Here is an 18256-nt window from a genome sequence, read left to right as displayed (position 1 = left end):
CGCGCCCGCCCCTCAGCAGCAGCCGCCCGCGACGCTCGTCTGCGCATCGCGGTCGAAGGGCATCGAATCGCCGCAGCCTGCGAACAGTCCGTAATGGCGCTCGAAATTGCCGATGAACTCGAAGTGCGCCCGGAAGCGCGTCTCGTGCAGCATGCGCCAGGTGTTGCCGCATACCGGGAAGACGCGCCCGGCTTCGATGTCGTGGTGCTTGTCGAGGCGGAAACGTTGCGGCATCGCCGGCACCGTGCCGCGGTAGATCACCGCCTGCCCGTAGTCCTCGCATTGCGGTTCGAGGCCGTCGAGCTTGAAGAGGCGGTAGGTCGCCGAGTGGAACCCGACCCCCGCGGCACGTTGGGCCAGTGCGGGGTCGGTGATCGCGATCGGGCGGTCTTCGACCAGTCGCGGGTCGGCGAAGCCGTGGCGTTTCGCCAGCGCCAGGAAATCGCCCCAGTAGAGCGCCCCGCCGAGACATTCGCCATACAGCAAGGGGTCGTTGCGGACCTGCGCCGGAACGCGACGGTCGGCGTAGATGTCGGAAAAATAGAACTCGCCGCCCGGCTTCAACAGCCGGAACACGTTGCGCAGCACCGCGTCCTTGTCCGGCGAGAGATTCACCACGCAGTTCGACACCACCACATCGAAGCTCGCGTCGGGCAGCCCGAGTTCATCGAGATGCTCGATATAACCCAGCATGAAGCCCGTGTTGTCGCGCGCATGGCCGAAGGCTTCGCGATGATGGTCACGGTGCCGCAGCGCCACTTCGAGTTGCTCCTCGGTCATGTCCACACCGACGACCTGCCCCCGTTCGCCGACCAGTTGCGACAGTACGTATGCGTCGCGCCCCGAGCCGCAACCCAGGTCCAGCACCCGGCAGCCGTCGAGCAGCGGCGGGCACACCAGCCCGCAGCCGTAGTAGCGCGACAGCACTTCGGGGTGAACCCGCGCGAGCAGCGGTTTCAGCCACGCCGGCATCTGGCTCGCATCGCAGCAGGCGGTGGTGCGCAGGTCCTCGCTGCCCTGCAGCCGGCTGCCGTAGTAGTCCTTCACGAGTTCATGCATGACTTGTGTTTCCTCTGGATTGAGCGTCGGATCCGCGGCGGCTCGCCCGTCAGGCTGCGCAGCGTGAAGTTGCGGGATGGTCGTCGCCCAGCGCGCCGCCACAACTCGATCCCTGGCCGGCCGTGCAGCCGTAGCAGTGGTCGGCGACGCGGATCACGCCGCCGGCGAGCGTCGCGGCGGTCGCGTCGCGCAGATGCAGCCGGGAGTGGGCGTCGCCGGCGATCGGCATGCCGAGCTGCTGGTTGAAGTCGCAGTCATAGAGATAGCCCTGCCAATCGACGCTGACGAGGCTGCGGCACATCACCGCGGTGAGGTTCTCCGAGCGGTGCGCGTCACGCAGGGTGCGCATGTAGTCGTGGAACTGCCCCTTCGAGACGAGCAGGCTGCCGAAGCGCTTGATCGGCATGTTCGCGAGGGTGAAGAGCTGGTTGAAGACGATGCCGAACGTTTCGCCGAGATGCTCGCGATACGCCCCCTCCAGCGCCTCCTGCGGGGGCGGCAGCACCGGGCCTTGCGGGTTGTACACCAGGTTGAGTTGCAGGTTGCTGCCGGAAGCGCCGTAACCCAGCGCATTGAGCTTCTTCAGCGTGCGGATGCTCGCCCCGAACACGCCCTTGCCGCGCTGCCGGTCGACGTTGTCTTCCAGGTAGCACGGCAGCGAGGCGACGATCTCCACCCCCTGTTTGGCGAGGAATTGCGCCAGATCCTCGTATCCGGGCTCCTCCAGGATCGTCAGGTTGCAGCGGTCGATCACCCGCAGGCCGCGGGCGCGCGCCGCCTTCACCAGGCGCTGGAAGTTCGCGTTCATCTCCGGCGCGCCGCCGGTCAGGTCGAGCGTCGTCACCGAAGGGCTCGCGGCGATAAAATCGAGCACCGCATTCGCGTTGTCGACCGACATTTCCTCGCTACGGGTCGGTCCGGCATTGACGTGGCAATGCACGCAGCTCTGGTTGCAGCGATAACCGAGATTCACCTGCAGCGTCTCGATCGTCCCCCGCCGGATGCGGGGAAAGTCGGTTGCGGCGAGCAGCGGAAACGTTGGGTGCATCAGGTGCTCCTGTCGCGGTCGTGGTGTCGTTGATAGGAAAATAGTCGGATCAGCGCGCCAATCCTTACAACTGCTCCGAACTTCTTCGCGGGACGACCGCGGCGCCCAGGGTGCCGCGGCCGTCAGCCACCTCAGCCCGCGATGACCGCCATACGGCGTGTCGCCTCGTCGGCCGACCACACCGCGTTCGCGATCATCCGGAAGTTGGTCAGGGCCGCGAGGTAACCGTCCCCGTCGGGAATCTTCGCGCCCGCGGTCGCATCCTTCACCACCGCAACCTCGAAGCCCGTCTCCAGCAGTTCCCGCAGATGGCTCTCGATGCACAGGTTGGCCGACATGCCGGCCAGGATGACCTGGTCGATCCGCTGCTTGCGCAGTTGCAGCACGACGTCGTTGTTCTGCGGCCCATACACCTTGTGGGGCGACGCGACGACCGTCTTGCCGTCGTTGATGTAGGGCTTGAACCGCTCCAGCCAGTCCGCGCCCGAACCCTCGAAACCCGTGAGACTCAATGGCCCCGTGCGGTCGAACATCTTGATTTTGTGCATCACCTTCTCGAGCGCGCCCTCGAACTTCCAGCCCTTGTCGCCCGGATAGTAGTAATGCGGCGAGATCACGACCGGAATGTCGGCGGCCTTGGCGGCCTTGAACAGACGCTCGATGTTCGCGACCGTTCCCTGCTCGCGCACCGACTCGCCCACCACGCCCCACGCAACCCCCTTCTCGCTGAGGAAGTCGTTCTGCGGATCGACCACCAGCAAGGCCGTGCGGCCCTTCACCAATTCCATGTCGCTTGGCGGCAGGGCGCTCTTCTCCGGGTCGGCGTACGGCGATCCGCCCTTCACCTGCGCATGCGCCGTCGGCGACAGCGCCGCCGCCAGGCCCACTGCGGCAGCCCCTACCACGCCCTTCAGCATGTCGCGGCGGCCCGTAACGGATTCATGGTTATCGTTCTTCATGTCGAGATCCTTCAGGTTGACTGGTTTCACGTGTGCGTTCAGGCGACTTCCACGACCGGGAAATCGATCACCGTCCCCGCCACGTGGTTCGTGTAATTGGTCAGCACGCTCAGTGCGACGTTGGCGATGATTTCGAGGATCACCGCATCCGACAGCCCCGGCTCCCGTGCCTGCGCCACCGCACCGGAATCGACGCGCCCCCGCGTCTTCACGAGCTGACGGGCAAAGGACGCGATCGCCGCCTCCTGCGGGGTGCTTGCCGTGCCGGAGCGCGCCAGTCGGATCTCGTCCTCGCTCAGCCCGATAGCCTTGCCGAGAAGACTGTGTGCGCTCAGGCAATACCCGCAGACGTTTTCCTGGGCGGTCGCCAGCGCAACGATTTCGCGCTGGCGTGACGTAAGCTGCCCGGCACCGAGCGTCTCGGAGAGCTGCAGATAGCCTTGCAGCACCGCCGGGGAATTGGCGAGCGTCGCGATGAGGTTGGGCACGCCGCCCAGCTTGGCTTTGACCGCGTTGAGCGTCGCCGCGGTCGCTTCGTCGGCGTCGGAAATCTTCAAGGGATGGATCGTGGGCGTGGGCGTAGTCATGGTCATCTCCGTTCATGCATTGCGTGCGGAAGTGCACGGTGCATAGAATGAGCGACCGAACGATACTCAAGGATTCGCCAAGTATCGTTTTAACGACTTTACGTATCGCACCTCATGGACCGCCTGTCGCCCCTGCTCGACCGCTTTGCGCTGAGTGCGCGCGTCTTCTATTCCGGCACGCTGTGCGGCGTGACGACCTTCGAGGCGACCGACGAAGCCGGGCACCTGCACGTCGTGCGGCGCGGGCCGCTTCAGGTGCAGGGCGCGGATCGCCGCCTCATCGACATCGACGAACCCAGCCTCCTGTTCTATCCCCGCCCGGCCGGCCACCGCCTGCGCACCCACCGCCAGACGGGGGCGGACGTCGTCTGCGCGTCGGTCGAGTTCGGGGGCGGCCTGGGCAATCCCCTGGCGCGCGCCCTCCCCCCTTTGCTGGTGATCCGCCTTGCCGACCTGCCCGCGCTCGCGAGCACGCTCGCCCTGCTGCTCGACGAAGCGTTCGAGCAGCGCTCCGGTCGGCAGGCGATCGTCGACCGTCTGTGCGAAGTGGTGCTGGTGCACGTATTGCGTCATACCATCGAACACCGCCTGATGCCGACCGGCCTGTTCGCGGGCCTGGCCGATGCCCGGCTCGCGCGCGCCATCCAGGCGATGCACGACGAGCCGGCGCGAAAGTGGTCACTGGAGGAACTCGCCGGGCATGCCGGCATGTCGCGCGCCCGTTTTGCAGTGAACTTCAGGGAAGCGGTGGGACAAACTCCGCTCGACTACCTGACCGACTGGCGCATCGGGCTCGCGCAAACCCTCCTGCGCAAGGGCAAGCCGGTCAAGATCGTTGCCGAGGAAGTCGGCTACGGGAGCGCCACGGCGCTTTCACGCGCCTTTTCGACCCGGCTCGGGGTCTCGCCGATGGCCTGGGCCAGGCGGGAGCGCTGACGACGCTCGGGCTTGTCGGGCAAGGAGTTGGAGAAACAGCCTCCGTTCGCCCTGAGCCGGTCGAAGGGTTCATCCCCAACGGTCCTTTGAGTCCGGAGATCTGGAGGCTGTTTCTCGAGAGCTTGTCGAAGGGTTCAGGGCGAGCGGGTGAATCAACGGCCGACATCAGCGTCCGCTGTAAAGCGGGCTCTCGGCGACGTAAACCGTCACGCCGTCGGTGCCGGGAATGATCTTCGAGAGCGGGAAACTGCGCTGCGGAAAGGCATCGAAGGTCCAGTTGACGGTCTGGTCGCCGGTCCGGATAGCGACCGTCTCGAGCCGCTCGACATTCAGATGGCGTGTCTCCTTGCCGACCACGATCACCCTGCCCGGAGCGGCTGCGGGTGCGGCATGACCGTAGGGCGCGAGCTGCCGTTCGGTGGGCTGTCTGGACGATGCCCGCACGTGTTCGAGCCAGTGCGCCGAGCCGTACTCCGAATAGTCGGTGTGCGCCGAGGCGCCCGCCGCTGCGGCCAGTATCAGGGCCGCGATTACGATGCGGGCCGGTCCGTGGTTTGCGCGAGCGCGCACAAGTGCTCCTGTCCTGCTTGTCATGGCTGTCTCCTTGAGTCCGATCGAGCGACATGCTTGCCACTCAAGGATTTAGTCGCATGTGCGAAGTCCGCCCTTACACCGTCACGTCCGCCGCGTATTCGCAAGGCATCAGGGGCGCATTCGCGCGGTCCTCGACGTCGATCGCTCGGGCGGTCGTGGACATTGCCTGTCCTCCCGAGCTTGCCCGCGCCGGACAGGTTCCTGAACGGACCGACGAAACCCGTGCCATCGCGCTCATGGCCGTCAGCCTCCGCGCACAGGCCTAGTCCGGCGCCACTTCTGGACGCGGTTGTTGCCGAAATCGACAGCGAAGACGGTGCCGTCATCGGCCACGGCGGCGGCAATGGCGTGATTGAACTGCCCCGGGCCGCGCCCTTTGGCGCCCAAGGCCGTCAGAAACGTGCCGTCCGCGGCGAATTTCTGGATGCGATGATTGTAGAAGTCGGCGGCGAACACATGGCCCTGCCCGTCGAGCGTCACGTTGGTCACCGTGGCGAACCAGCCGTTGAACGGGCCGAAGATGTTGATCGCGAACGGGCCGCCCCACTTGCGCAGCAATGCACCGTCGGGAGCGAAGACCTGGATACGGTCGTTGTAGCCGTCGGCGACAAAGAGCGTGCCGTCGGGGCCGACCGCGACATCGGTGGGATAGTTGAACGCGCTCGCCCGGATACCAATCTTGCCCGTTTCCCCCCACTGGCGCACCGGAGTGCCGTCCGCGCCGAGCCGCTGGACGCGCTGGTTATAGAAGTCGGCCACCAGCAGGTCGCCGTTCGGCGCCACCGCCACGCCGCCGGGCGCACTGAATTGGCCCGGCCCGTTCCCCGGCCCGCCGATGATTCGCTGCGAGCGGCCGTCGAGGCCGAAAACCTGGATGCGGTCGTTGAAGTACTCGGCGACGTAAAGGCGCCCGTCGTACGCCTTCAGGTTCATGGGGCGGCCGAGCTGGCCGGGGCCGCTCCCGGGCGTGCCGAATAGCCGCTTGAGCCGGCCGTCGAAGTCGAAGACCTGGATGCGGCCGTTGCGCGAGTCGGCGACGAACACCTCGTCGCCCACCACCGCGATCCCGGTCGGATCGTCGAACTGGCCCGGTGCGCTGCCCTTTTCGCCCCACGCGGCGACGAACATATAGGGCGGTTCGCTGGCGCCGGGCACGAATGCCAGCCAGCCCGCGGCGACCAGGGCGGCCAGCACGAGAATGAGGTTCCGCCCCCACTTTGCGATGGATCGAAGCTGCATTCGTTGCCTCAGAAGTTCATGCGAAAGCCGACGGTGAGGACGTAATCGCTCTCGAGCGCCGTGCCATGAAGATGCTGGATGACGGGAAGCTGGACTCCGGCCTCGACGATCCACTTCCGGGTCACGTACTGCAGGCCGGGCGTGAGGAACAGTATCGTTCCGCCCGAGTTCGGGTCGTCGGCGCCCCCCACGCGATCCCGGGCCGCATGCACGAGACTCGCTTCGAGCACGCCATAGAGAAACGCCGGGACGCCGGCCCCCAGGCTGCGCGGCAACAGGCGGTACTGGAGCGACGCGTCGAGGGCGGCGACGTTGCCGGCCTCAAAGCTCCTGGCTTCCCGGTTGACCTTGTAGCTCACCTGACTGTCGATCTCGAACTCCAGGGTCTGCCAGGTGAGCACGGCGCCGCCGAGCACATCCCACGAACCGGATCCGGCTTGCACCGCGGGCGGCAGGCGGCCCAGGCGGTCGCGCGCGTCATCCTCGCCGGTGGGCGCCTTCACGCCCAGGAACGGCGCGATGCGCAGCGTGCGCCCCGGCACGTCGCGCTGATAGACGGTGTAGCGGCCCAGCACGGTCAGATCGCCGACGCCGGCTTTGCGCCGGGTGAGGTGCTGACCGCCCATGCGCATGTCCAGGAGTTTGTCGAACCAGGGCAGCATGCCGAACAGCGCGAAGTCTGGGGTCACGCCATAGCCGAGCACCGACACCAGCCCGGTCGCCTCCATGTCGCGCCGGGCAGGCGTGGGATCGCCGCCAGCCTTCATGAAGACGAGCTGCTCGCGCAGCACCCAGCCGCCCTCATGCACCGGCAGCGCCGTGTTGAAGGTGATCGGCGCACTCCAGGCGTTTGCGGCCGACAGGCACAGGACGGCCAGAACGCTCTTGAGCGCGGGCTTCATTTCGCCTGTCCCGTGCCCTGCGGAGCAGCCGGCGCCGGTTCCAGGCTGCGCAGGCTGAAGCCGGCGTCCTTCACCGCCTTTCTGGCCGCGGCCTCGTCCAGCGTCGCACCTTCCGCCATCGTGACCGCGACGGTGCCGCTGGCGATGTCGACCTCGATGCGCCCGACGCCCTGGAGTGCGCCCAGCTTCTTTTCGATCCCGTAGGCGCAGAACGGGCAGGACAGTCCGTCGACACGCAGCTTGTAGGTCTGCGGCGCGGCTACTGCGGTCGCCGTCCCCACCATCAGGCCGACGACGAGGACCATGATTTGCACTATCCGTTTCACGATGGATCTCCTCATGAGTTCGGGTAAGCGATATGCGCGTGCCTCTGGCACAGCGTATCCCTCCTTGCGCTAACCCGCGCAGCAGGACAACTGCTTCACGTCCTTGCGGAAAGTCTGAGCGGCGAGCTTGAGCCCTTCGACCATCGTCAGGTAGGGGAACAGCTGGTCGGCCAGTCCCTCCACGGTCATCCCGGCGCGGATCGCCAGCACCGCCGTCTGGATCAGCTCGCCTGCTTCCGGCGCGACCGCCTGCACGCCGATCAGCCGGCGCGAACCCGCCTCGATCACGAGCTTGATGAAGCCGCGCGTGTCGAAGTTGGCGAGCGCGCGCGGCACATTGTCGAGCGCGAGCGAGCGGCTGTCCGTCACCATCCCCTGCGCGCGCGCTTCGGCTTCGGACAGCCCGACCGTGGCGACCTGCGGGTCGGTGAACACCACGGCCGGCATGGCGCTCAGGTCGAGCCGCGCCTCGCCGCCAGTCATGTTGACCGCCGCGCGGGTGCCGGCGGCCGCGGCGACGTACACGAACTGCGGCTGGTCGGTGCAGTCGCCGGCAGCATAGATGTGCGGCGCGCTCGTGCGCATGCCCGCGTCGATGACGATTGCGTCCTGCGGGTTCAGCGCCACGCCGGCTGCCTCGCAGTTCAGGCCGCGCGTGTTCGGACGGCGCCCGGTGGCGACCAGCAGCTTGTCGGCGATGAGCCAGCCCGGACCGGTGGCGAGCACGAATTCGCGGTTCCGGAAATCGATGCGGCTCGCCTGCGTATACTCCAGCACCTCGATGCCCTCGCTGCGGAAGGCGGCGGCGAGTGCTTCGCCGATGGCGGGATCCTCGCCGAAGAGCAGCGTATTGCGCGCAAGGATCGTGACTTTTGCGCCGAAGCGCGCGAAGGCCTGCGCGAGCTCGACGGCCACCACCGACGAACCGATGACGACGAGGCGCTTGGGTATCGTGTCGCTCGCGAGCGCTTCCGTCGAGGTCCAGTACGGCGTCTCGTTCAAGCCCGGAATCGGCGGAATCGCCGGACTCGCGCCAGTGGCGATCAGGCAGCGGTCGAAGTTCACCACGCGTTCACCGCCTTCGTTCAGACGCACGATGAGGCAGTGCCCGTCCCTGAAGCGCGCCGCTCCGTGCAGCACCGTGATCGCCGGATTGCCGGCCAGGATCTTCTCGTACTTGGCATCGCGCAGCTCATCGACGCGCCGCTGCTGCTGGGCCAGCAGCCGCTCGCGCAGGATCGCCGGCGATGCGGTGCCGATGCCCGCGTCGAAAGGGCTCTCGCGACGAAGGTGGGCGATGTGCGCGGCGCGGATCATGATCTTCGAAGGCACGCAGCCGATATTGACGCAAGTGCCGCCGATGGTGCCACGCTCGATCAAAGTGACGCGCGCGCCCTGCTCGACGGCTTTGAGCGCCGCCGCCATCGCGGCCCCGCCGCTGCCGATCACGGCCACGTGCAGCGGATGTTCGCAGTCGCAGTGCTTCCGGGGCCCTGACATGAGGCTCTCCTTACGCTTCTTGATCTGATGCAGTAAGGTTAACTCCGTAGTTGACTACGGAAACAAGCCCGATGGAGAACCTTACGGAAAACCTGACCATCGGCGCCTTCGCCAAGGCAGCCGGGGTGAATGTGGAGACGATCCGCTTCTACCAGCTCAAGGGCCTGGTACCCAAACCGGATCGACCCTACGGCGGAATCCGCCGCTATCCGCGAGCCGACGTGGGGCGGGTCAGGTTCGTGAAGGCGGCGCAGCGCCTGGGATTCAGCCTGTACGATATCGGCCAGCTGCTGAAGCTGGAGGACGGCACCCATTGCAGCGAGGCCGCGGAACTGGCCTCGCTGCGGCTTGCCGACGTGCGCGCACGGCTCGCGGATCTGCTGCGCATGGAAGCGGCGCTGTCGGCGCTGGTGAGCGAATGCGACGCACATCGGGGTAAGGTTTCCTGCCCGTTGATCGCGGCCTTGCACGACGGCCGCGCCGACCCGTCATGAATCCGCCCGGTCCGCCGCATGCAGCGCCCGGAGGCACGGGCCGGCGAGGCGTTCCCTTGCGCCGGTGCACTTCGTTGTAAGGAATCCGTGTCGTGGTTCGACCAAGCTACGAGGGCGCGTGTGCTGCGCCCCGCTGGCAAGGCCTTCACATCAACTCACTCGACAAAAGGATTTCTCATGAAAACCCTATCCCGCAAGACCCTGACGTTCGGGCTGGCTGCCCTTGCCGCGGCCGCGCTGGCATTGCCCGTGGCTGCCGCCGATAGCGCGGCCAACCCGTGCGCAGCAAAGACGATGAATCCGTGCGCGGCGAAGAATCCCTGCGCAGCCAAGATGAAGGACAAGGCGGCCAACCCCTGCGCCGCAAAGGCCGCCAACCCCTGCGCCGCAAAGGCCGCCAACCCGTGTGCGGCCACGAATCCGTGCGCGGCGAAAGCCGCCAACCCCTGCGCGGCCAAGAAATAAGTGGCCATGGCGAGCGGGAACGGGGTCGTCAAGTGGATCGTAACGGCATTGACCTTGACGCTGGCCGCCTGCGGCCCCGACCCCCGATCGCCCCCCCTGCCCTCCTCGCCCGCCACGGCGCCGGCCGATCATGAGTCGTTTCTGAAACGGCACTGGGCGCGTCCGCTCGCGCCCCAGGGCGCGCCTCCCGCCGGATTCGGTCCGCAGGAGGCCTCCCTCGCTCCGGCCGCCTGCGGCCAGTGCCACGCGCAGCAGTTCGAGGACTGGCAGACGGCGCTGCACAGCAAGGCGATGGGTCCGGGGCTGGTGGGCCAGTTGCAGGAGATGGACGCCGGCGCCGTCGACGACCATCAGGCGTGTCTGCGTTGCCATGCCCCGCTCGCCGAGCAGCAAGCCGACCTGCAGCAAACCCTGGCCGCGCCCGGAGCCGTCTCGGCGCGGGCGGACGGCGCTGCCTTCACCCACGGCCTTACCTGTGCCGGCTGCCACGTGCGGCAAAATCAACGTTTCGGTCCGGCGCGCCGTGACGGCAGCTCACCGGCAGCCGGGAGCGCACTGCCGCACGCCGGCTGGCAGGTTTCCGCCGCGTTCGAGGATTCGCGCTTCTGCGCCGCCTGCCACCAGTTCGAGCCCGGCGGTTTCACCCTGAACGGCAAGCTGCTGGAGAACACCTACGAGGAATGGCGGGCGAGCCGCTACGGCCGTGACAACCAGAGCTGTCAGTCGTGTCACATGCCCGACCGGCGCCACCTGTGGCGCGGCATTCACGACCCGGAAATGGTGCGATCCGGGCTGGCCATCGAGTTTGCGGCGCCTTCGATTGCCGCCGGCGGGGTCACGGCCGCGCTCACGATAGCCAGCCGCGGCGTCGGCCATGCCTTTCCGACCTACGTGACCCCGCAGGTCATCGTCGAGATCGGCCAGGCCGGCGAAGACGGCGCCCTGCTCGCGGAGACGGTCGAGCGTCATCTCATCGCCCGCGACGTGAGCCTGGACCTTTCCGAGGAGCGTTCGGACACCCGCATCCTGCCCGACGAAGTCCGCCGCTACGCTTACGACCGTCCGCTTGCACCCAACGCGGCCACCCTCGTCGCGCGCATCCGGGTCGAGCCCGATGCCTTCTATGCCGAGTTCTACCGCGCGACCCTGCGCGACCCGGACTTCAGCAAGGGGCGCGAGGCATTAAGCGCGGCGCTGCGGCAGGCCGAAGGCTCCGGCTACGTGCTGTACGAGTCGCGTCGGGAGCTGAACTTGTCGAAGGACGGATGATCGTGATTACGCCTTCAGCGGCGTGGTCACCACCCGGCCGCGAGGCGTCCGATCGCATTCCCGACGAAGTCGTGCAGGCTTACGAGATCACGGACGTCGAGCGCGCCAGCGACCACGAGCAGCGGCACCGGCGCGCTCGCCACCGCCACCGTGAGCACGAACCAGTGCCATGCGAACTGCCGGCTCGCCCCGCACAGCAGGGCGATGCCACCGCCACCGCCGAGCACCGAATTACCCGGCAGGTTGAAGGCGACCGCAAGGCTCAGGTAGCGATAGGCCAGAAGCCGCGCGCCCACCCGCCTCCATAGGCCCCCTCCGGCATTCCCGCCGGCCACCAGGCGGCGCATCGCCGCGTCGAGGGGCTCGTCGGGGACGGCGACGCCGACGCGCTCCAGCAGGCGCACGAAAATGCGCGCCGGGATCAGGCGGCCCGCGGCGAAGGCGAGGCCAAGGCCGGCAATCGTGGCAGCGTAGACCGCCATCGCCCCGGAAGCGCCGAACAACATGATGATCACCAGGCCGATCTCGACGCCGGGAATGAAGGGCAGCGCCAGCGCCAGCATGTAGGCGAGCATCGCGAGGACGACACCGGCCGGCCCCATCGCCTCGCGCAGCGTGGCCAGCATCGTGTCGAGCACGCCGTACTCGAGGCGCGACAGGCAATCGCCCAGCACGACGAGGGCCACCCACAGGCCCAGCGCGGTGGTCGCGCGCAGGCCGGGCTTGAGGCCCAGGGGCAGGCTGCGGAGAGCTCCATACACGAGCGCGGTGAACACCGCGGTTTCGACCGCAAAGCGCATCGCCACCGTCGCGGGCAACCCTATGGGTCCGAAATCTAGCGCATTGATCAGGCGCAGGGTGAAGGCGAAGATCACCGCCCAGGCGCCGATCAAGGCGCTGACCCACACCCGGAAGAGTCGCGGATGCCGGCGGGCGAACGGAGCCCGGTGCAGCAGGGGCTGGGGCGGCAAAGTGCTCAAGGCTGCTTCCTCGTTCGATGCTATCGGCCCTATCAATCGGGAAACTCAATACCGTTCGGGCCGAGCCTGTCGAAGCCCAGCCAGGCCCTTCGACAAACCTGTCCCGAGCTTGCCGCAGGGCTAGCGGTCGGACGAGCCACCGCCTGCAACAGTCGAATCCACGCGCAGTTTGGACTCGGCCGCGCCGGGGCGCCCCTCGCCCGTGCGACAGAAGCCTTGCGGTGCCACCGCAAGCGCCGCGTTGAACTTGCTCGACATGTTCTGGAAGGCGACGAGCGCCGTCAGCTCGATGATCGCGTCATCATTGAAATGGGACCTCAAGCGCGCCATGAGCGCGTCGTCAACACCGGCATCGGTGCGCGTCATCGCCTCGGCATAGGCAAGCGCCGCCTTCTGGCGCGCGTCGAAATGGGCCGACTGCTCGAACCCGGCGAGCTCGGCCAGTTGCGCATCGCTCACGCCGCGTTTGAGGCATGTGGCCGAGTTTATATCCACGCAGAACGCGCACCAGTTGATCTGTGACACCCGCACCGTGACGAGCGAACGCAGCGCGGGCTCGATGGGCGAGCGGCGCCGGTCGAGCGCCCCGTAGAGCAGCGACAGCGCAGCGAAGACCTTCGGCGTGCGCGCCCACAGGCGTGCCGGTTCGAGCTCGCACCCGTAGCGGCGGCGCTGATTGGCGAACACCAGGCGCGCGTACCAGGAAAAACGGTGCCGGGGGTCGGTCGGGATGCGTGAGCCGGGGTTCATGGTCGGGGCACCGGTCGAATGGGAACTACAGGATGCCACACGGGGCAAGGCACGCGCGCTGCGCACTCATTCATTTCAAGCCCCCTTTTTCCAGTCCGGCCCGGGTTCGGTTTCAGGCTCGCAACAGGCGTTTTCCATCCACTGCCGCCGCAGCGCGTAGAGCGTGAGGCCGACGAAGGCAATCAGCGCCGGCATCAACACGTAATCGAGCCAGCCGACCCATGCGGAGAGCCCCACGGCCCCCAGCAGGATCACGAGCACCGGCGTGGCGCAGCACACGGCCGCGACCGCCGATCCGGCAATGCCCGTTCGCAGCAAGTTGCGGGTCTTCATGGTTTGGAGCTCCTCTCGTCCTCGATGATCTTCATGCGATAGCCAGCGTACTTCCGTAGTCAACTGCAGGGTCAAGCGATGCGAAACGCGACGCGGCCTTCATTTGCCCTCGTAGAGCGCCGTTTGCGGATGAAAGGCGAGCCACGCGAACCAGAACGCGGTCACGCTGGGCAGTTCGCGCCCGTCGGCGTCGAGCACCCGCCCGGTGCGCGCCTCGGCATCGAACTCGATGCGGATCGCCTGGCCGCCGACGCGGTCCTCGACGACGCGCCGGCCGGCCCGCGCAAGGGCCGAAAACGGGTAGGCTTTATGCTCGCCACCAAGTGTCAGGCCGATCACCTGCTCCTTCGGATGCAGGCGCCTGTCCTGCGTCGCGACGGGGAACAGCAGATCCGGGCTCTCGCGGTAACCAGCATAGGGGTCGCGCGCATAGTCGCGGCCGTAGCCGGTGTCGGCGGACAGGACTTCGGTCGCGGGATGGCGCGCGCGCCACTCGGCCCAGGTCGTGTGTGCGGTGGCGAGGAAGACAAGGCGCTGCCCGCGCAGCGGTCCAACGACGGCCTGCGCCATGATCTGCGACCACAGCGACTCGGTCTGCCGGTCGTAGAGCAACACGTCGCTGTTGTAGAGCAGCCCCGAGACGCCGAACGACAGATCCCGCCCCGCAATGCGTGCCGCAAACGCCATGCCGGTGCCGCACAGCGGGCAGAAGGTGACGACAACCGCCTCGTCGCCGAAGCGGTCGTTGACGACCTCGTGCCAGTTGAGGATCGCGATCGGATAGGCGCGCGAAATCGCTCCGCGCACGACGCCAAGCACGCGGTCCCCGGGTTTGACGTGGCGCGCCTGCGCCGCGGGCACGAAGCGCGGGTGGTCGATTGCGGGGATGCCGTCGCGCGGCGGGCCGCCCGGAAGGATCTCGTCGACCGGGACGGCGGCCCCGTCGAGGCGGAAGCCGTTGCGTTCGACCGCCCCTCCGGACGCCGACACCACCAGGGTGATCAGCGCGACGGCGAAGTGCCGGACATGCGTGTACTTCATCAATGCCCCCGTTCCGTTCGCCGGAAGTCCTTATCCTCCTTGTTGGTCGTTATGGAACCCCTGCCCTTACATCGGATCGGCTGCCCGCCGCAGGGGAAGCGCAAAAAAAGTATCCGAGCTGTAAGGATTCACCGCCAGACACGACCAATGCACAGAACCATCCGCATCGGCGGACGGTTTGTCGTGCATAAAAAACCACCTGATGATGGAGGGACGTTTCCATGAACCACGCCAAAACGTGTCGTACCGGTCGTACTGTTGCCGCGAGGGTTTCCGCCGGCCTGATCAGCGCAGCCCTCGGCCTGCCGCTGGCGGCTTTCGCAGCCGGCAACCCTTGCGCAGCGGGAAGTCAGGCGACGCGCGCCGCGAATCCCTGCGCGGCCAATCCCTGCGCCGCGAAGAATCCCTGCGCCGCGAAGAATCCCTGCGCCGCGAAGAATCCCTGCGCCGCGAAGAATCCCTGCGCCGCGAAGAATCCCTGCGCGGCGAAGGCCCTGCAGCGTCCCGCGGGCTACAAGCCCTACAAGGGTGACCGCGCCGAGCTCGTCGCCGCCGGCCAGAAGCTCTTTTCCGACAAGAGCCTGTCGACGAACAACACCTCGTGTGCGACCTGCCACACGGATTACGCCGCCTACAAGGCGAGCTTCGCCCAGCCCTATCCGCACAAGGTCGAGATGGCCGTGAACACGGCCGGCATGAAACAGATTCATCTCGACGAGATGGTGCAGTTGTGCATCGCGACGCCGATGGCCGGCAAGCCGCTCGACTGGAAGTCCAGGGACCTCGCAGCCCTGGTCGCCTACACGGAAGAACAGCAGAAGGGCTACAAGGAGCACATGAAGAAGAACCCGTGCGCGGCGAAAAACCCGTGCGCCGCGAAAAATCCTTGCGCCGCGAAAAACCCCTGCGCAGCCAGGAATCCCTGCGCGGCAAAATGATCGCTGTTGACACCGCTTCCAGGCCGGTGCCCGCCCCGTCCGCGGACGGGGCGGAGCTCGCCGGCCCGGCTGCACCACCGCTGCTGTCGCACTACCTGCCGGCCATCCGCGAGCTCGACCTGCCGACCCGGCGCGGACTGCTCGACGCCGGCCGGGAGGCGCTGGACTGCCGGCGCGTGCTGGCGAAGGTCGGCCTCAACATCGTCGGCGAGGTGCTGCGCGATCAGGGCGAATTCGTCGAGATGGAGCACTACCCGCAGGACGACGTGTTCGACGCCGACACGCACGCGCAGTACTACTACCACGCCCATCGCGGCGAGGCGGAGCATGGCCACTTCCATACCTTCTTGCGCGCGGGCGGCATGCCGGCAGATGTGGCGCCGTTCGCGTTCCGGGCGGCGAGCGAGCCCTGGCCCGCCGGCGATGACGCGATCAGCCATCTCGTCGCGATCTCGATGGATGCCTGGGGCGAGCCGATCGGCCTGTTTGCGACCAACCGCTGGGTCACGGGCGAGAGCTGGTATCCGGCCGAGGACGTCATCCGCATGCTCGGGCGGTTCGAGATCGACCATGCCTGGCCGTCGTGGCCGGCAAACCGCTGGCTGGGCGCGATGCTGCGGCTCTACCGGCCGTGGATCGAAGGCCTCTTGCGGCATCGCGACGCGGTCATCTCAGCCCGTCTGCGCTCGCGCCCGGACGAGGATGTCTTCGAGGATCGTGCGCTCGAGATCACCGGCTACCTGCCGGTATCGGTCGAGCAACTGGTCGCGGCGCTGAGCGACGGAACGTGAGAATTCATCGCCCCGCCGTAAGGTTGTCCCATCCCCGCGCGACGAATCGGGGAGGAGACCACAATGAACATCCGTAACGCATTGGAGCGATGGATCGCGCCGCCGCCCCGCACGCCCGGCGGCGGCCGCGATCACGATCTGCTTGCCAGCCTGCTGGTGATCGCGTGGATCGTCGAGGCGCGCGACCCCTATACCGGCGGGCATCTGTGGCGCGTCTCGCGCTATGCCGAGTTGCTCGCGGAGCAGGCCGGCCTTGGCCCTGCGGACGTGGCGCGCGTGACGATAGGCGGTTTCCTGCACGACCTGGGCAAGATCGGCATTCCCGATGCGATCCTGAGGAAACCCGCCAGTCTCGACGCCGACGAGTACGCCACGATCCGCACACATCCCGAGATCGGCGCACGGTTGCTCGCCGCGCATCCGCTCGCCGGCCTGGTGCTGCCGACGGTCGAATCGCACCACGAGCGCCCCGACGGCCGCGGCTACCCGCGCGGCCTGCCGGGTGACGAGATCCCCCTCGACGCCCGCCTGGTGGCGATCTGCGATGCCTTCGACGCGATGACGAGCACCCGCCCCTACCGCGTCGGCATGCCCATCGAGACCGCGCTCGACATCGTCGGCGCACATCTGGACACGCAGTTCGACTCCGAACTCGGCACCCACTTTCTTGTACTCGCCGACAGCGGGGTGCTCGCGCACATCGTCGGCCACAGCGACGACGGCATTCCGCTGCAAACCTGCGCGATGTGCGGGCCGACGCTGGTACTCACGCGCGCGAGCGCACCGGGCGACGTCGTGCATTGCCGCTCCTGCGGCGGCGAGTACCGCATCACGGCGACGGCCGCCGGAGCGCTCGGGGTCGCGTCGACCGGACGCAAGGGCGACGCGCGTGCGCTGGAGCCGGCCGCCGACATCGCGCTCATCGCTCGCGTCGTGCAGTCTGCCGCCGGCCGCGTCTCGCTGCAGGATCTGCTCGAAAGCGTACCGCAGGGCTGTCCGGCATGACGCGTCTCGTCACCTTGCTGCGCACGGCCTGCCGGCGCGAGATCGCCGGTGCCGCACTGAAGGTGTCGCTGGTGGTCGGCGTGGTCCTGAATCTGGTCAACCAGGGAGGGGCCCTGCTTGACAACGGTCCGATCGACTGGGCCCGCGGCCTGCTGAATTTTCTGGTTCCGTATTGCGTGTCGAGCTACAGTGCCGCACTCGATGCCACTCGAAGATGCAGGGAGAATACGCGATGAACCAGAGCGAAGCCCGGCCGACGGGAATTCTGTGGGACGATCCGTCCATCGTCGCGATCCGCCGCGACATGCTGCGTTTCGCGCGGCTGCAGCTGCGTGATGCCGGGGCGGCGGAAGACATGGTGCAGGAAGCACTTATCGCAGCGATGGCCGGCGGGAAGGACTTCGCCGGGCGGTCGGCGCTGAAGACCTGGATGTTCGCGATCCTGCGCAACAAGATCGTCGATCACATCCGCGCCTCGTCGCACGAGATCTGCGGCTCGGATCTCGTCCAGAGCACCGGCGACGACGGGGAGCTCCAGGACTTCGACGCCCTCTTCGACAAACGCGGTTTCTGGAATCCCGAGGATCGCCCGGCCACGTGGTCGGACCCGGAGGCCTCGTTCTCGCAGCGGGAATTCTGGGCAGTCTTCGAGGCCTGCCTCGACCACCTGCCCGACCGCATCGCCCGTGTTTACATGATGCGGGAATTCCTCGATCTGGAGACCGGCGAGATCTGCCGCCGGCTCGGCATCACCGACCGCAACTGCTGGGTGATCCTGCACCGGGCCCGTCTCGGCTTGCGGGAATGTCTCGAAAACCGCTGGTTTCAGGGGGAGTCCGTCACATGATGAACTGCAGGGAGGTAACCCGCCTCATTTCCGAAAGTCAGGAGCGTGCCTTGACGCTGCGCGAGCGCCTCTCGCTGATGCTGCACACGATGGCATGCAGCGGTTGCGCAAACTACGGCAAGCACCTCGAATTCCTGCGCAAAACCGCACGCCGCCTGCGCGAAGGCGGCGCTGGCGACGAACGCTGAGCCAC

At 67.2% G+C, this 18256-nt stretch carries 23 protein-coding genes; 10 read left to right on the top strand and 13 right to left on the bottom strand.

Annotated features, from left to right (window positions below; all coding sequences use genetic code 11):
* Nucleotides 1-12: 12 nt before the first annotated feature.
* The 4 genes from F464_RS0112805 to F464_RS0112790 all read right to left on the bottom strand — a co-directional run bounded on the left by F464_RS0112805 (nucleotide 13) and on the right by F464_RS0112790 (nucleotide 3653).
* Nucleotides 13-1059, bottom strand: coding sequence for a methyltransferase domain-containing protein (locus tag F464_RS0112805; protein WP_018990222.1), 1047 nt, complete (start codon nucleotides 1057-1059; stop codon nucleotides 13-15).
* A gap of 49 nt (nucleotides 1060-1108) precedes the next feature.
* Entirely contained in the window at nucleotides 1109-2107 is a 999-nt protein-coding gene (gene arsS, locus F464_RS0112800) for an arsenosugar biosynthesis radical SAM (seleno)protein ArsS (protein ID WP_018990221.1), read from the bottom strand.
* Nucleotides 2108-2238: 131 nt separating this feature from the next.
* Nucleotides 2239-3066, bottom strand: coding sequence for a cysteine hydrolase (locus tag F464_RS0112795; protein ID WP_026295963.1), 828 nt, complete (start codon nucleotides 3064-3066; stop codon nucleotides 2239-2241).
* Between the two features lie 38 nt (nucleotides 3067-3104).
* Nucleotides 3105-3653, bottom strand: coding sequence for a carboxymuconolactone decarboxylase family protein (locus F464_RS0112790; protein ID WP_018990219.1), 549 nt, complete (start codon nucleotides 3651-3653; stop codon nucleotides 3105-3107).
* Nucleotides 3654-3767: 114 nt separating this feature from the next.
* On the opposite strand from F464_RS0112790, the gene F464_RS0112785 reads away from it, so the two are divergent.
* Nucleotides 3768-4589: an AraC family transcriptional regulator gene (locus F464_RS0112785; RefSeq protein ID WP_018990218.1), complete on the top strand. Its 822-nt coding sequence runs from the start codon at nucleotides 3768-3770 to the stop codon at nucleotides 4587-4589.
* Between the two features lie 165 nt (nucleotides 4590-4754).
* Here F464_RS0112785 and F464_RS0112780 read toward each other — a convergent pair whose 3' ends face one another.
* The 5 genes from F464_RS0112780 to merA form a co-directional block, all read right to left on the bottom strand.
* On the bottom strand, nucleotides 4755-5183 hold the full coding sequence (locus tag F464_RS0112780; RefSeq protein ID WP_051092285.1) for a CzcE family metal-binding protein: 429 nt from the start codon (nucleotides 5181-5183) through the stop codon (nucleotides 4755-4757).
* 243 nt (nucleotides 5184-5426) lie between these two features.
* Nucleotides 5427-6377: an NHL repeat-containing protein gene (locus F464_RS0112770; protein ID WP_232428905.1), complete on the bottom strand. Its 951-nt coding sequence runs from the start codon at nucleotides 6375-6377 to the stop codon at nucleotides 5427-5429.
* A 53-nt stretch (nucleotides 6378-6430) separates the two neighbouring features.
* Nucleotides 6431-7324: a transporter gene (locus tag F464_RS0112765; RefSeq protein WP_018990214.1), complete on the bottom strand. Its 894-nt coding sequence runs from the start codon at nucleotides 7322-7324 to the stop codon at nucleotides 6431-6433.
* Nucleotides 7321-7650 carry a heavy-metal-associated domain-containing protein gene (locus tag F464_RS28440; protein ID WP_232428903.1) on the bottom strand — a complete coding sequence of 110 codons (330 nt, stop codon included), beginning with the start codon at nucleotides 7648-7650 and terminating at the stop codon, nucleotides 7321-7323. Before F464_RS28440 ends, F464_RS0112765 begins: the two co-directional genes overlap by 4 nt.
* A gap of 69 nt (nucleotides 7651-7719) precedes the next feature.
* Nucleotides 7720-9174, bottom strand: a complete 1455-nt coding sequence (merA, locus tag F464_RS28435) for a mercury(II) reductase (protein WP_269744906.1) — start codon at nucleotides 9172-9174, stop codon at nucleotides 7720-7722.
* 47 nt (nucleotides 9175-9221) lie between these two features.
* Here merA and merR point away from each other — a divergent pair, with 47 nt between their 5' ends.
* From merR to F464_RS28425, 3 genes are all read left to right on the top strand, one after another.
* Nucleotides 9222-9644, top strand: coding sequence for an Hg(II)-responsive transcriptional regulator (gene merR / locus F464_RS0112750; RefSeq protein WP_018990211.1), 423 nt, complete (start codon nucleotides 9222-9224; stop codon nucleotides 9642-9644).
* Between the two features lie 177 nt (nucleotides 9645-9821).
* Nucleotides 9822-10109: a hypothetical protein gene (locus tag F464_RS30340; RefSeq protein ID WP_084600491.1), complete on the top strand. Its 288-nt coding sequence runs from the start codon at nucleotides 9822-9824 to the stop codon at nucleotides 10107-10109.
* A gap of 6 nt (nucleotides 10110-10115) precedes the next feature.
* Nucleotides 10116-11378, top strand: a complete 1263-nt coding sequence (locus tag F464_RS28425; protein WP_018990209.1) for a multiheme c-type cytochrome — start codon at nucleotides 10116-10118, stop codon at nucleotides 11376-11378.
* Between the two features lie 26 nt (nucleotides 11379-11404).
* On the opposite strand, the gene F464_RS29915 is transcribed toward F464_RS28425, so the two are convergent.
* The 4 genes from F464_RS29915 to F464_RS0112720 form a co-directional block, all read right to left on the bottom strand.
* A complete protein-coding gene (locus tag F464_RS29915) occupies nucleotides 11405-12358 on the bottom strand; it encodes a hypothetical protein (protein ID WP_051092284.1) in 954 nt (317 codons plus the stop codon).
* Between the two features lie 120 nt (nucleotides 12359-12478).
* Nucleotides 12479-13108 carry a carboxymuconolactone decarboxylase family protein gene (locus F464_RS28415; RefSeq protein WP_018990207.1) on the bottom strand — a complete coding sequence of 210 codons (630 nt, stop codon included), beginning with the start codon at nucleotides 13106-13108 and terminating at the stop codon, nucleotides 12479-12481.
* Between the two features lie 75 nt (nucleotides 13109-13183).
* Entirely contained in the window at nucleotides 13184-13441 is a 258-nt protein-coding gene (gene merF, locus F464_RS0112725) for a mercury resistance system transport protein MerF (protein WP_018990206.1), read from the bottom strand.
* Nucleotides 13442-13540: 99 nt separating this feature from the next.
* Nucleotides 13541-14482, bottom strand: a complete 942-nt coding sequence (locus F464_RS0112720; RefSeq protein WP_018990205.1) for a DUF3179 domain-containing protein — start codon at nucleotides 14480-14482, stop codon at nucleotides 13541-13543.
* Between the two features lie 221 nt (nucleotides 14483-14703).
* Here F464_RS0112720 and F464_RS29910 point away from each other — a divergent pair, with 221 nt between their 5' ends.
* The 6 genes from F464_RS29910 to F464_RS0112690 all read left to right on the top strand — a co-directional run bounded on the left by F464_RS29910 (nucleotide 14704) and on the right by F464_RS0112690 (nucleotide 18251).
* Nucleotides 14704-15420, top strand: coding sequence for a cytochrome c peroxidase (locus F464_RS29910; protein WP_018990204.1), 717 nt, complete (start codon nucleotides 14704-14706; stop codon nucleotides 15418-15420).
* Complete coding sequence (locus F464_RS0112710) at nucleotides 15417-16211, top strand: DUF6969 family protein (RefSeq protein WP_018990203.1); 795 nt, start codon at nucleotides 15417-15419, stop codon at nucleotides 16209-16211. The genes F464_RS29910 and F464_RS0112710 overlap by 4 nt, the downstream gene beginning before the upstream one ends.
* 63 nt (nucleotides 16212-16274) lie before the next feature.
* Entirely contained in the window at nucleotides 16275-17216 is a 942-nt protein-coding gene (locus F464_RS0112705) for an HD-GYP domain-containing protein (RefSeq protein ID WP_018990202.1), read from the top strand.
* Nucleotides 17213-17452, top strand: coding sequence for a nitrate/nitrite transporter NrtS (gene nrtS / locus F464_RS0112700; RefSeq protein WP_018990201.1), 240 nt, complete (start codon nucleotides 17213-17215; stop codon nucleotides 17450-17452). Before F464_RS0112705 ends, nrtS begins: the two co-directional genes overlap by 4 nt.
* Entirely contained in the window at nucleotides 17449-18063 is a 615-nt protein-coding gene (locus F464_RS0112695; RefSeq protein ID WP_018990200.1) for a sigma-70 family RNA polymerase sigma factor, read from the top strand. The genes nrtS and F464_RS0112695 overlap by 4 nt, the downstream gene beginning before the upstream one ends.
* A complete protein-coding gene (locus tag F464_RS0112690) occupies nucleotides 18060-18251 on the top strand; it encodes an anti-sigma factor family protein (protein ID WP_018990199.1) in 192 nt (63 codons plus the stop codon). Before F464_RS0112695 ends, F464_RS0112690 begins: the two co-directional genes overlap by 4 nt.
* The last annotated feature ends 5 nt before the right edge of the window (nucleotides 18252-18256 follow it).

Origin of the sequence: Aromatoleum toluclasticum ATCC 700605 (assembly GCF_000378245.1) — a bacterium.
GTDB lineage: Bacteria > Pseudomonadota > Gammaproteobacteria > Burkholderiales > Rhodocyclaceae > Aromatoleum > Aromatoleum toluclasticum.
The sequence above is the reverse complement of the archived record's forward strand: the minus strand, read 5'-3'. Positions and strand labels throughout refer to the sequence as shown.

Excerpts from the sequence above, each read along its gene's own strand:
- F464_RS0112805 (WP_018990222.1), bottom strand. The coding sequence starts at position 1,059 with ATGCATGAACTCGTGAAGGACTACTACGGCAGCCGGCTGCAGGGCAGC.
- arsS (WP_018990221.1), bottom strand. The coding sequence starts at position 2,107 with ATGCACCCAACGTTTCCGCTGCTCGCCGCAACCGACTTTCCCCGCATC.
- F464_RS0112795 (WP_026295963.1), bottom strand. The coding sequence starts at position 3,066 with ATGAAGAACGATAACCATGAATCCGTTACGGGCCGCCGCGACATGCTG.
- F464_RS0112790 (WP_018990219.1), bottom strand. The coding sequence starts at position 3,653 with ATGACTACGCCCACGCCCACGATCCATCCCTTGAAGATTTCCGACGCC.
- F464_RS0112785 (WP_018990218.1), top strand. The coding sequence starts at position 3,768 with ATGGACCGCCTGTCGCCCCTGCTCGACCGCTTTGCGCTGAGTGCGCGC.
- F464_RS0112780 (WP_051092285.1), bottom strand. The coding sequence starts at position 5,183 with ATGACAAGCAGGACAGGAGCACTTGTGCGCGCTCGCGCAAACCACGGA.
- F464_RS0112765 (WP_018990214.1), bottom strand. The coding sequence starts at position 7,324 with ATGAAGCCCGCGCTCAAGAGCGTTCTGGCCGTCCTGTGCCTGTCGGCC.
- merR (WP_018990211.1), top strand. The coding sequence starts at position 9,222 with ATGGAGAACCTTACGGAAAACCTGACCATCGGCGCCTTCGCCAAGGCA.
- F464_RS30340 (WP_084600491.1), top strand. The coding sequence starts at position 9,822 with ATGAAAACCCTATCCCGCAAGACCCTGACGTTCGGGCTGGCTGCCCTT.
- F464_RS28425 (WP_018990209.1), top strand. The coding sequence starts at position 10,116 with ATGGCGAGCGGGAACGGGGTCGTCAAGTGGATCGTAACGGCATTGACC.
- F464_RS28415 (WP_018990207.1), bottom strand. The coding sequence starts at position 13,108 with ATGAACCCCGGCTCACGCATCCCGACCGACCCCCGGCACCGTTTTTCC.
- merF (WP_018990206.1), bottom strand. The coding sequence starts at position 13,441 with ATGAAGACCCGCAACTTGCTGCGAACGGGCATTGCCGGATCGGCGGTC.
- F464_RS0112720 (WP_018990205.1), bottom strand. The coding sequence starts at position 14,482 with ATGAAGTACACGCATGTCCGGCACTTCGCCGTCGCGCTGATCACCCTG.
- F464_RS29910 (WP_018990204.1), top strand. The coding sequence starts at position 14,704 with ATGAACCACGCCAAAACGTGTCGTACCGGTCGTACTGTTGCCGCGAGG.
- F464_RS0112710 (WP_018990203.1), top strand. The coding sequence starts at position 15,417 with ATGATCGCTGTTGACACCGCTTCCAGGCCGGTGCCCGCCCCGTCCGCG.
- F464_RS0112705 (WP_018990202.1), top strand. The coding sequence starts at position 16,275 with ATGAACATCCGTAACGCATTGGAGCGATGGATCGCGCCGCCGCCCCGC.
- nrtS (WP_018990201.1), top strand. The coding sequence starts at position 17,213 with ATGACGCGTCTCGTCACCTTGCTGCGCACGGCCTGCCGGCGCGAGATC.
- F464_RS0112695 (WP_018990200.1), top strand. The coding sequence starts at position 17,449 with ATGAACCAGAGCGAAGCCCGGCCGACGGGAATTCTGTGGGACGATCCG.
- F464_RS0112690 (WP_018990199.1), top strand. The coding sequence starts at position 18,060 with ATGATGAACTGCAGGGAGGTAACCCGCCTCATTTCCGAAAGTCAGGAG.